Raw genomic sequence first — 11666 nt, 5'->3', positions numbered from 1 at the left:
CTGCACGACGCGGGCGCCGATCCTCGAAAGCGTGCGGCACCTCCGTTCCGGGCACACACCGACAGGCGGAAGAGATAGCGGAACTCGCGCACCGGTGAACAACACTGCGGAAAACGCGGTGACCAGACCGCTCGCGATGCCCGCGCCGTGAACATACGATCACTCCGTGAGCCAGGAGTATCTGCGAGCGTCCGACGCCGATCGCGAGAAGATCATCGACCAACTGCGTCATGCGATGAGCGAGGGACGGCTGTCACTGCACGAATTCGACGAGCGACTGCAGCGAGTATACGCCGCCAAGACATATGGCGAATTGGCCCCGCTGCTGTCCGACCTTCCCGCGCAGCGGGATTCACTACCGGTACAGACCAGGAGCATTCCGAAGTGGGTAGGGATCATATGGGCCCCGTGGGTGTCGGTCAATGTGCTGTGCCTCGCGATCTACCTGTTCACCGGCGCGGGCTACTTCTGGCCGTTCTGGGTGGCAGTGCCGTGGGGTCTCGCGCTGCTCATTCCGACCACGATCGGAGTCGCCGGTCGCCGGGACCATTGAGCGCCTGCTCGATACACCGCACCGGCCAGTCGGGTCGGTTTCAGGCCTCTTGTCGTCCGAATAGCGATATCTTGTTGATCGCTGCCTCCTTCGGGCGTTTGTGTGGCTTCACTCCTGCCACCCTCAGCTCGGCGAGAAGTTCCTTACGGAAGGCCCTGTAGTCCACTTCGGTGGAGTGGCGCGGCGCTTTGACGAACTTGTAGTGCGGATGCGCCGATTCCCTGGCAACCGCTTTCCGCATATCCGCCGGACGGCGATAGCGTCCGGTCAGCTCCAAGCAGGCAAGCATGGCCTGGTAATCGGCGAGTGGCCAGATACAGCCTTGAGGCTGGAATAATCCGATGAAGTATAGGTTCGGGATGTCGATATGGAACACGAACCGCCACAGCGGCGGCCGCTGCACACCGTCCCAGTCTATGAAGGACTTATCGAAGAACGGAAAAGTGATCTTGTAACCAGTTGCCGCGATGATCACGTCGAACTCTTCACTACTGCCATCGACGAAATGTACGCGTTCGCCATCCAGGAAAGAAACACCGGTCTTGGGCATTATCGAGCCATGGCCGATGCAGTAGAATAGTTCGGAATTAATGGTGGGATGCCCCTCCAGAAGTCGATGATCGGGATCCGGCAGCCCGAAATCCCTGTTGTCCCCGAGAACCATGCGCATCGTCAGCCCGAACGAAGACTGGCGCAGCCAGGGCAGCACCCATTGCACAGTTTTCCCATGGAAAACATCGGTAGGAATCCCCCAGATGTACTTGGGCATAAACCAATTCCCGTGCCGCATGGAGATACAGCAACGCTCGGCTACTTTCGAGCACTCCACCGCCACGTCGGCCGCCGAATTGCCACCGCCGATGACCAGCACCCGCTTACCCGAGAACGGGCGGCTGGTCTTGAACTCGTGCGAGTGGATGAACTCGCCGCCGAAATGCCCCGGATACTCCGGCATACGCGGATCCCAGTGATGGCCGTTTGCGACCATAAGGACGTCGAAAGTCTCGGTCCGCTCCCCCTCCGGACCACGTGAACGAATGATCCACTCCCCTTCATCGCCACGTGTAGCGCGCAGTACCTCGGTGTGGAAACGGATCCTGGATGTCACGCCGAAATGTTCGGCATAGTCCTGAAAGTATTTCTTCAGCACCGTGTGGTGCGGGTAATCGGGCGCGTCCGGCGGCATAGGGAAATCTTCGTACTCCGAATAGTACTTGGAGCTGATGATGTGGGTGGTCTCGTAGATGCTGGAATGACCCCCCTCATCACGGTAAACCCAGTTGCCACCCACCTGATCGGATTTTTCGAAGACCACCAAATCTTCGCAGAGCCCGTAAGCAAGGCATTCTTTAGCCGCAGCGATACCGGACGGTCCAGCACCGATCACTGCTATTCGCTGCTTTCGCTCCATGCAACTTCCCCAGTCCGAAAATCCGCATCAGCAATCCCTCAGACAACGATACATTCGATAACTGGGATTCGCAGGAACAATCCTGGTGTCGCCTGCGATTCAGCACGCTGCTCCGCCTCCGTGACCCGGAGCGCAGCAGGCGGAAATCAGACCCCGATCAGATGCTGAGCCAGATAACCTTCCACCTTATCCAACGCGATGCGCTCCTGCGCCATCGTATCGCGCTCCCTGATGGTCACCGCTTGGTCGTCCAATGTATCGAAGTCGACAGTGACGCAGAACGGTGTGCCGATCTCGTCCTGGCGGCGGTATCGGCGTCCGATGGCACCCGCGTCGTCGAACTCGACATTCCAGTTCTTGCGCAGCCGTGCGGCCAGATCCTTGGCTTTCGGCGTCAGATCGGCATTTCGCGACAGCGGCAGCACCGCCGCCTTCACCGGAGCAAGGCGACGATCCAGTCGCAATACTGTGCGGGTATCCACCCCGCCCTTGGTATTGGGCGCCTCGTCTTCGGCGTAGGCATCGACCAGGAAGGCCATCAGCGAGCGGGTGAGGCCTGCCGCGGGCTCGATGACATACGGGATGTAGCGCTCGTTGGTGGCCTGGTCGAAGAAGGTCAGCTCGGTACCGGAGTGCTCGGAGTGCGTCTTCAGGTCGAAGTCGGTGCGGTTGGCGACGCCTTCCAGCTCACCCCACTCGTTGCCCTGGAAACCGAAGCGATATTCGATATCAGTGGTGCCCACGGAGTAGTGCGAGAGTTTGTCCTCCGGGTGCTCGAACAACCGCAAGTTCTCCGTGGCGATGCCGAGATCGATGTACCAGGAGAATCTGGTCTCGATCCAGTACTTGTGCCACTCCACATCCTCGCCCGGCTTGACGAAGTACTCCATCTCCATCTGTTCGAACTCACGAGTGCGGAAGATGAAGTTGCCCGGAGTGATCTCGTTGCGAAAACTCTTGCCGATCTGCGCGATGCCGAACGGCGGTTTCTTACGCGCGGTGGTCATCACATTGGCGAAGTTCACGAAGATGCCCTGGGCGGTTTCCGGGCGCAGGTAGTGCAAGCCCTCCTCGGACTCGATCGGGCCGAGGTAAGTCTTGAGCATCATGTTGAAGTCGCGCGGCTCGGTCCAGCGGCCGACTGTACCGCAGTTCGCGCAGGCGATGAGCTCCATAGAGACCGCATCCGGATCGTCGAGTCCGTTCTTCAGCGCGTACGCCTCCTGCAAGTGGTCCTGCCGGAAACGATGATGACAATTCAGGCACTCGACCAGCGGATCGTTGAACACGCCGACATGACCGGAGGCCACCCACACCTGACGGGGCAGAATCACCGAGGAGTCGAGACCGACGACATCCTCGCGACCGGTGACCATGGCGCGCCACCACTGCTTTTTGATGTTCTCCTTGAGCTCGACACCCAGCGGTCCGTAGTCCCATGCCGACTTGGTACCGCCGTAGATCTCACCGCACGGGTACACAAGACCCCGGCGCTTGGCGAGGTTGGCAACGGTGTCCACCTTCGACTTGGGTGCCACGCGAGAATTCTCCATCCACTGCGAGTCGGATCAGTATCGGCCGACCGGACCTATCCCACCGAACCGGTCAATGCCATCGGGTCCGCTACAGCCTATAGACCCCATCCAACCGTGTTTCCACCGCACAGCACGCGCGCCCGCGAATCATGCGAAATTCAGCCCGTCTCGGCAAGCCTATTTGACATGCGCACCTGTGCATACGCAAAATGGTAATGCTTTCCAATTAGGAGTTGGTCGATCATGCCCGCCGAGACTGCCGCAGCACAGCCACACAATCCGTATCGGTCGCCCGGCCCGGCGCCCCTTCCCACACGGACCGTCCTGGAAGACGCGGGCGAGTTGCTGCGGGCGCTGGCAGCGCCGGTTCGTATTGCCATCGTGCTGCAGCTACGTGAGTCGCCACGCTGTGTACACGAGCTGGTGGACGCACTCGGCGTCACCCAGCCCCTGGTCAGTCAGCATCTGCGCATTCTCAAGGCCGCGGGTCTGGTGCACGGGGAGCGGTCGGGTCGCGAAGTGCTCTATGAACTCGTCGATGACCATTTGGCACATATCGTCATCGATGCCGTCGCGCACGCCGAGGAAGGGTGATCCGTGCCAGACAACACGGCCGCCGTACAGAAACCAGTCGGTATCCGCAGCACCAGACAGCGCAGCGCCATCACTGCGCTACTCGGTGATATCAATGAATTCCGCTCTGCCCAGGAACTCCATGACGAACTGCGCAAACGCGGTGAATACATCGGCTTGACCACGGTCTACCGGACGCTCCAGTCGATGGCCGATGCCGGCATGGTGGATGTGTTGCGTACCGATTCCGGTGAATCGGTCTACCGTCAGTGCTCTCTCGGCCACCATCACCACTTGGTGTGCAGGCACTGCGGCCGCACCGTCGAAGTGAAAGGCCCGACAGTCGAGACGTGGGCCGAGTCGATCGCGAGCGAACACGGATTCACCGAGATCAGCCACACCCTCGAGATGTTCGGCATCTGCCCGGCCTGCGAACCGGCGCGCAGGCGGAGTAGATAGCGCCCCGTGCCTGTCGCTACACCATCACGCGGGCAGGGGCGCGCTCGGACTCCGCGCCAACCAAGGTTCAGCCCACCGGGAGCGGATCCCGGACCGACACAGCCGCCTCGGTGCGATGAGCACGCAGCGCGGCGGTACCCAATAGTGCGAGCGCGACCACGGCCCAGCTGGAGAGCACCGCGAGCGAACCAGCGGCAGCGGCCCCGTCGAAGAACGCGACCGAACGCAGAAGCGAGGCAGCCGCGCCGGGCGGCAACAGCTGGCCGATCGCACCCCACGGCTGCGGCAGTAACTCCGGCGCCGAGGTAGCTGCGGAAAACGGATTGCCGATCAGCAACATGGTGAGCGCGGCGACTCCGATGCCCACGCGACCGAATACCGCGGCGAGCCCTGCCACCGAACCCGCCACCACGAACGAGACCAGCCCGGCCACCGATGCGAGCGTAAGGTAAGGCCCTGGCAGCGCCGACAGCCAGCCCTGGATGATCACCATGCTCAGCAATCCACCCACGGCGCCGAATGTGGCCAACCCGAGCAATGTGCCACCGACCGTGGGGATCACCAACGCGAGTAGCACACCGGCCGCGATACCGGACATCACCAGCGGCAGCACCATAGCACCGAATACGATGCCGCGCGGATCATCCGCATCGGCAGGCACCACGTCCTCCACAGCGGCGACGGGCGCGCCGGACAGTCGCTGTCCGATCTGACCGAGCTGCTGGGCGACGGCAGGACTCGCGCCGGAAGCGACCATTACGCGAGGGCGCCCGCCACCGGTGACGATCGCCCCATAGACCTCCCGGTCCGCGATCGCGGTGCGAGCGGCTGCCACATCGGCCACCGTAATGACCTCGAAGGCATCCGGACCAGTCTCAGTGAGACGATCTGCCGCTACCCCGGCCTGCGGTCCCGTCACGGCCAGCGGCAGCTCACGTGGCGCGATATTGGCAGCAGGCCAGGCGAACGCGATCAACATCAGCGCCTGGAGCAAGGCGGCACCGAGACCGACGGAAAATGCTCGCTGCGCAGTGTTCATGAGGCACCCCCAAAAAATCGAATGCTCGTTCTTTTTATTGTCTCCACCGTGGCATATCTCCGCGAAGTTTTCAAGAATGGATATTCGTTTTATTTTGGAGGCATGCCCCGAGTCAGCGAAGAACACCTGGAACGCCGCAGGCAGCAGATTCTGGACGCCGCGCGGCTCTGTTTCGCCCGCACCGGGTTCCATGAGACCTCGATGCAGGATGTGTTCATCGAATCAGGGCTGTCCGCTGGGGCGGTCTACCGCTATTTCAAGAGCAAGGACGAGCTGATCACCGCGCTGGCGACCCAGACGACCGTACATCTGCGCGAGATGATGTATGAGGTGATCCAGCGCGAACCACTCCCGGCTCCCGCCGAGCTGATCACCGTGCTCGCCGAGGAGGTGGTACGACAGAGCGGCCCCGATGGACCGGTGCGGCTGGCGCCGCAAGCTTGGGCACTGGCCTTGGTCCGCCCCGAGGCAGCCGCGATGGTCCGCGAGGCGATGCGCTCGATGCGCACACTGTGGGTCACCTACGCCGAGCACATGCGTGAACGTGGCTGGCTACCGGAAGACGCCGACACCGATGCCGTGGCCACGGCTATCATCGGCATGCTGCCCGGCTTCATCCTGCAACACCTCATCCTCGGCGACCCGGACCCGGAAACCTTGGCGCGGGGCGTGCGCACCCTGTTGCCTTACGGCGAGTCCGCCCGATCGACGACCACCTGAGCACAACCGGCCCCGAGCCGCCCCCTGGCGGGCGAGGTGTCAGGGCACCAACCCTTGCCTGGCACGGCCCGCGTTCGATAACACGAGCAGCAGCATCGTAGTCAGGGCCTGATCGTCCAGCCCCGCGGCGGGGAAAGTGTAGCGCAGGAGGACATCTGCGAGCTTGCCGTGGCCGATCATGGTGAGCGAGCCGAACTGCAACGCGTTGTTGCGATCGGCAACCCGTTTGCGCAGCCGCGGCTCCAGCGGCCGGTCCCAGGCCAACACACAGGTAAGAGTTAGCACATCCAAGCCGGGCGCGAGATTCACCGCACGCAGCGAGCACAACGCGCCCTCGTACTCGTAGCCGAGCGATCCCTCGGCATCGACCCGCACATCAATACCGTAACGCGACAGGCACGCGCCCGCTCGCGCCTGTAGCTCCTGCCCTTGGGTCACACTTGTACCCGCGTCTGCGTTCATGCCCGAACCACCGTTCATTTGGCGAGACCGAAACGGCGGTCTCGCGCGGCATACTGGAGACACGCCTCCCAAAGATTGCGCCGATCGAAATCAGGGAAAAGCGTGTCTTGGTAGACGTATTCAGCGTAGGCCGACTGCCAGAGGAGGAAGTTGGAGCTGCGGAACTCGCCCGATGGACGCAGGAACAGATCCACGTCGGGCATGTCGGGCTCGTCCAGGTATCGCGCCACCGTCGCCTCGGTGATCTTCTCCGGATCGATCTCGCCCGTCGCCACCCTGCGCGCGATCTCCCTCGCCGCGTCGGCGATCTCGGCGCGGCCTCCATAGTTGACGCACATGGTGAGAGTCATGGCGGTATTGCCCGCGGTGAGTTCTTCGGCTATCTCCAATTCCTTTATCACACTGCGCCATAAGCGCGGCCGACGACCGGCCCAGCGCACGCGCACACCCATCTCGTTCATCTCGTCGCGGCGGCGGCGGATCACATCGCGGTTGAAGCCCATCAGAAAGCGCACCTCTTCGGGACTGCGCCGCCAATTCTCGGTGGAGAAGGCATAGGACGACAGCCACTTCACCCCGATTTCGAGGCAACCCTCGACGGTGTCCATGAGGACATTCTCGCCCCGCTCATGCCCTGCGGTGCGCGGCAGCCCGCGTTCCTGAGCCCAGCGCCCGTTACCGTCCATCACGAGCGCGACATGATTGGGTATCAGTTCCGGTGGCAACTGCGGGGGCCGAGCTCCTGACGGGTGTGGCGCGGGCGCGCGAGGACCATCTGCAGCGCTCGGCTCAGTTGCGGTAACAATAGCGGTAGCAGAGTCTCGACGCAAGATCACGGCCTATATCCTGCCCGATCTCCGTCGCCGCCGCCGCTCCACTACCGCATTACTTTCTGATGAGTTCCATAGCTCCCGTCGGTCGGATGGCTTGTTCTTCCACCCGACCACCGGATCGCCCTGCATGGCGCAGTATATGCCATCGTTATGATCGGGCTGCTCCGGGTAGAGCCTCGATTCGAGGAGTAACCCGCACCGCGGACCGCTCGATCAGCGGCAAAGTACGCAGCTGGCGCTCCAAGTACCACTGCACATGCGCCGCGACCAGTCCACTGGCCTGTTTGCGCACCGCGGCGGCAGTCGCCTGCGCATACTCCCACTCCCCACTCCGTAACGCGACCAGCAGATCGAGCACTCCCGGTGCCGGTACGGTAGCGCCCGGAGGGCGGCAGCGCACACATACCGCGCCTCCGGCCGCGATATGGAAAGCTCGATGCGGACCCGGTGTCGCGCATTTGGCGCATTCGTCCAGCGCGGGCGCCCAGCCCGCGAAACCCATGGCACGCAACAGGAAAGCGTCCAGAATCAGCTCGTGCGGCCGCTGTTTGACGGCGATAGCGCGCAGTGCGCTCGCAGTCAGCGCGTGCAACCGGGGCGCGGGGGCACGCTCCTCGCCCGCCAAACGTTCGGCGGTTTCCAACACGGCGCACGCGGTGGTGTAGCACCCGTAGTCATCGATGATGCCCGAAGCGAACGACTCCACAGTGTGGACCTGAGTGACAGTGTCGAGGGTGCGCCCCTGGTGCAGCTGTACATCGATGTAGGAAAACGGTTCCAGCCGGGCCCCGAAACGCGATTTGGTGCGCCGCACTCCTTTGGCGACCGCCCGGACCAAGCCGTACTGCCTGGTGAGCAGCGTGACGATACGGTCGGCCTCGCCCAGCTTGTGCTGGCGCACCACCACCGCCTCGTCCCGATACAATCGCACGTCGTTATCCTCTCATGGCCGACCGACCACTACATTCGGACACGGCTGATCGTCAGGGACGCACCCCGAGCACCGATTCAACCGCTGGTGCGCAGCAGCCCCGCGAACAACAGCAGCACCGACTGCTGGGTCTGCGCCCGTGCGATATCCGGATCTTCGGCGTGCGCGACGATCATGGCGGCCTCGCTGATCATGCTGATGACAAGCTGGGCCAGCACCGAGACCGGGGCATCGGCGACCATTCCGGCCGCACGGGCGCGCTCGAGCTGCACGGTGATCAGGCCGAGGCCGTGAGCTAGTTCGAACTCGCGCCACGCTTGCCAACCGAGCACAGCGGGGGCATCGGTGAGAGCGATCCGCAACATCTCAGGCCGCTGACAGATCCGTAAGAAGACCTCGATGCCCGCGGATACTCCGGCCAGCACGTCATCGGAAGCGACCGAGTCGATGGCCTCTTCGATCTCCTGCATGGTCTCGCTCTCGATCTGTTGCAGCACTGTGAGAAACAATCCACGCTTGTCGCCGTAATGATGGTGCAGCGCGCCTCGGGTGACACCAGCCGCGGTGACCAGTTCTTCGGCGGAGGTCCTCACGAAGCCGCGCTCGGTGAACAAGCGACGACCGGCCTGCTCCAGCGCGGCCTTGGTGCTGCGGGAGCGGTCTTCCTGGCTACGGCGCGGCATACCGCCGAGTGAACTCCAGAAGCGATTCGGTGAGCAACTCCGGCTGATCCTCCGGCAGGAAAGTGTAGGAGTCAGCGATAAACTCCAGTGTCGCGTTCGGCAGGTCACGCACCAGACGTTCAGCGAAAGACACCGGGAACAGGCGGTCCTCGCGCGCCCAGACCAGCAGCACAGGAAGGTCGATGTCGGCGAAGTGCCGCGCGGCCTCCAGCGTGTACCGGCGATGTGCGGATCGGAGAAAGCGGCGCAGGTCCTTGCGGATCGCGGCTGAGTCACGAGTCGGCGCCAAGTAGGAGTCGACGATTTCCGGCGGTATCGGCCGCTTGGTAGTCCAGCCGAAAACCAACGGCAACCGGTGCAGCGCCCGGATGCGCAGCACCTCGGACAGTGGGCGGACCGCCCCTGGGATCTTCGCCAACGTCGCAAGCCCTGTGAACGGCTGCGGTAAGAAGCCCTCGTAACTGTCGACCGCGGCGAGCACAACGCGGCTGATCCTGGACCGGTCGCGAGTCAGCAATACTTGGGTGATCGCTCCGCCGGTGTCATTGGCGACCAAAGTGACATCGGTGAGGTCGAGGCGTTCGAGGAACGCGGCGATGAGGTCGGCGACACCGACCGGAGTGAGATCCGCATCCGGAACCGGGATCTCATGCGAGCCGAGCGGCCAGTCCGGCGCCAGACACCGATACCCGGCAGCGGCGACCTCGGGAACCACTGCGCGCCAGAGGTCCGCATTGACGAGCAGACCATGTACGAAGACGATCGGAGCGCCCGCCCCGGTCTCGTAGTAGCGGATGCGTCCACCGGGCAGATCCACCTCATGAGGGCGGCCGAGCAATGCACTGGTTGTCATGCTTCCTCCCAGACACGAGTTTCGACAATTTTTACATACATGCAGTATGTATGTCTATGAGAACGCCCGACCGAACGAGAATCGTCCTTGTCGATATGGACGGTTGACCAAGTGGGCGCTACGGTTTTATCGAGTACGACGAGACGGAGCTCACATGACGTTGCCGGAGCCGGCCCGAATCTCATCCGACACACCGGAGTTGGGCCTGACCGAACTAGCGTCCGCGATCGCGGACGGCACGATCACCGCGACCGCGGCGGTCAGCAGCGCACTCGACCGGATAGCAGCGACGCAGTCCACACTCAATGCCTTCCGGGTAGTGCGCCACGAACAAGCGCTGACCGAAGCCGCCGAGGCCGACCGTCGGTTGGCCGCCGGGGAACGACTGCCGCTGCTCGGTGTGCCCATCGCGGTGAAAGACGACACTGATATCGCGGGCGAGCCGACCGCATTCGGTTGCGGTGGCGATTTCGCACCGAAAACCGCAGACGCCGAATCGGTTCGACGGCTGCGTGCCGCGGGAGCGGTGATCGTCGGGAAGACCAACACCTGCGAGCTGGGGCAATGGCCGTTCACCAGTGCCGCCTGGTTCGGGCACACCCGTAATCCGTGGGAGCGCACCAGGACGCCTGGCGGGTCCTCTGGCGGTGCGTCGGCGGCTGTCGCGGCCGGATTGGTCCCCGCCGCATTGGGTTCCGACGGCGCGGGCTCGATCCGCATTCCGGCCGCATGGACGAACCTGGTCGGCATCAAGCCGCAACGCGGACGGATCTCCACCTGGCCGGAGGCCGAGGCATTCTACGGACTCACCGTGAACGGACCGCTGGCGCGCACCGTCGCGGACGCGGCCCTGCTGCTCGACGCGGCCGCAGGCCCACACCCCGGCGACCTGCACACACCCGCACCGATCACTGCCTCGGATGCCGTCGGACGGGATCCGGGGCGGTTGCGGATCGCACTGTCGCTGGGCATTCCCTTCGCACCGGTCAAAACCGTACTCGATCCCGAGGTCGAGCGGGCAGTGCGGCGGGTCGCCGCCACCCTGCGCAAGCTCGGGCACACGGTGACCGTGGCCGACCTACCCTACGGCGTCCTGGTCGGTCTATCGTTCCTGCCACGTTCGATGGCCGGTATCCGCCGGGCGTACCGGCGGACACCCGGTATCAGGACCGATCCACGCACCAAGGCCAGCGCCCAGATCGGCTGGGTGCTCGACGGCCCCGCCCTGTACGCGGCACGTCGGCTGGAACCGCTGCTGCACAAGCGAATCGGAAACTTCTTCCTCGACTATGACGTAGTCCTCGCTCCGACCACCGCGACTGCGCCGCCGCGCGCCGATGCGATCGACGGACTCGGCGTGAACGCCACCAACAACCTCATCACCGCGTCCTGCCCTTACGCCTGGCCATGGAACGTCCTCGGTTGGCCGAGCGTCAACGTGCCCGCGGGCTTCACCGATGCCGGACTCCCCGTAGGCGCCCAGTTGATGGGTACGGCCGACAGCGAACCCCGCTTGATCTCCCTGGCCGCCCAGCTCGAATCCGAACTCCAGTGGTACCGCCATCGCCCTACCTCATGGTGGTGAGACCTCATGGTGGTGAACCGACCCGCGTC

At 63.5% G+C, this 11666-nt stretch carries 13 protein-coding genes; 5 read left to right on the top strand and 8 right to left on the bottom strand.

What is annotated here, in order from left to right; all coding sequences use genetic code 11:
* Positions 1-166: 166 nt before the first annotated feature.
* Positions 167-553, top strand: a complete 387-nt coding sequence (locus ACX4ZE_RS00895; RefSeq protein ID WP_480271307.1) for a DUF1707 domain-containing protein — start codon at positions 167-169, stop codon at positions 551-553.
* A 40-nt stretch (positions 554-593) separates the two neighbouring features.
* Here ACX4ZE_RS00895 and ACX4ZE_RS00890 read toward each other — a convergent pair whose 3' ends face one another.
* Positions 594-1964, bottom strand: a complete 1371-nt coding sequence (locus ACX4ZE_RS00890; RefSeq protein WP_480271306.1) for a flavin-containing monooxygenase — start codon at positions 1962-1964, stop codon at positions 594-596.
* Positions 1965-2110: 146 nt separating this feature from the next.
* Positions 2111-3502, bottom strand: a complete 1392-nt coding sequence (locus tag ACX4ZE_RS00885; RefSeq protein ID WP_480271305.1) for a glycine--tRNA ligase — start codon at positions 3500-3502, stop codon at positions 2111-2113.
* 240 nt (positions 3503-3742) lie between these two features.
* Here ACX4ZE_RS00885 and ACX4ZE_RS00880 point away from each other — a divergent pair, with 240 nt between their 5' ends.
* Both ACX4ZE_RS00880 and ACX4ZE_RS00875 read left to right on the top strand, forming a co-directional pair.
* Entirely contained in the window at positions 3743-4093 is a 351-nt protein-coding gene (locus ACX4ZE_RS00880; RefSeq protein ID WP_480271304.1) for an ArsR/SmtB family transcription factor, read from the top strand.
* A 3-nt stretch (positions 4094-4096) separates the two neighbouring features.
* On the top strand, positions 4097-4531 hold the full coding sequence (locus ACX4ZE_RS00875) for a Fur family transcriptional regulator (protein ID WP_480271303.1): 435 nt from the start codon (positions 4097-4099) through the stop codon (positions 4529-4531).
* Between the two features lie 67 nt (positions 4532-4598).
* On the opposite strand, the gene ACX4ZE_RS00870 is transcribed toward ACX4ZE_RS00875, so the two are convergent.
* Positions 4599-5570, bottom strand: coding sequence for a hypothetical protein (locus ACX4ZE_RS00870; protein WP_480271302.1), 972 nt, complete (start codon positions 5568-5570; stop codon positions 4599-4601).
* Between the two features lie 102 nt (positions 5571-5672).
* On the opposite strand from ACX4ZE_RS00870, the gene ACX4ZE_RS00865 reads away from it, so the two are divergent.
* Positions 5673-6290, top strand: coding sequence for a TetR/AcrR family transcriptional regulator (locus ACX4ZE_RS00865; RefSeq protein ID WP_480271301.1), 618 nt, complete (start codon positions 5673-5675; stop codon positions 6288-6290).
* 39 nt (positions 6291-6329) lie between these two features.
* Here the strand turns inward: ACX4ZE_RS00865 and ACX4ZE_RS00860 are convergent, their stop codons facing one another.
* The 5 genes from ACX4ZE_RS00860 to ACX4ZE_RS00840 all read right to left on the bottom strand — a co-directional run bounded on the left by ACX4ZE_RS00860 (position 6330) and on the right by ACX4ZE_RS00840 (position 10052).
* On the bottom strand, positions 6330-6752 hold the full coding sequence (locus ACX4ZE_RS00860) for a hypothetical protein (protein WP_480271300.1): 423 nt from the start codon (positions 6750-6752) through the stop codon (positions 6330-6332).
* Positions 6753-6766: 14 nt separating this feature from the next.
* The gene (locus tag ACX4ZE_RS00855; RefSeq protein ID WP_480271632.1) at positions 6767-7558 is read right to left on the bottom strand and encodes an isoprenyl transferase; all 792 of its coding nucleotides are present in this window, start codon (positions 7556-7558) and stop codon (positions 6767-6769) included.
* Between the two features lie 175 nt (positions 7559-7733).
* On the bottom strand, positions 7734-8516 hold the full coding sequence (gene recO / locus ACX4ZE_RS00850; RefSeq protein WP_480271299.1) for a DNA repair protein RecO: 783 nt from the start codon (positions 8514-8516) through the stop codon (positions 7734-7736).
* A 77-nt stretch (positions 8517-8593) separates the two neighbouring features.
* The gene (locus ACX4ZE_RS00845; protein WP_480271298.1) at positions 8594-9199 is read right to left on the bottom strand and encodes a TetR/AcrR family transcriptional regulator; all 606 of its coding nucleotides are present in this window, start codon (positions 9197-9199) and stop codon (positions 8594-8596) included.
* Positions 9186-10052: an alpha/beta fold hydrolase gene (locus tag ACX4ZE_RS00840; protein ID WP_480271297.1), complete on the bottom strand. Its 867-nt coding sequence runs from the start codon at positions 10050-10052 to the stop codon at positions 9186-9188. Before ACX4ZE_RS00840 ends, ACX4ZE_RS00845 begins: the two co-directional genes overlap by 14 nt.
* Before the next feature lie 154 nt (positions 10053-10206).
* Between ACX4ZE_RS00840 and ACX4ZE_RS00835 the strand changes: the two genes are divergently transcribed.
* Positions 10207-11637, top strand: coding sequence for an amidase (locus ACX4ZE_RS00835; protein ID WP_480271296.1), 1431 nt, complete (start codon positions 10207-10209; stop codon positions 11635-11637).
* The last annotated feature ends 29 nt before the right edge of the window (positions 11638-11666 follow it).

It is taken from the genome of Nocardia sp. TBRC8007, from assembly GCF_056629435.1.
Note: the sequence above shows the minus strand (reverse complement) of the source record. Positions and strands in the feature narration are given on the sequence as shown.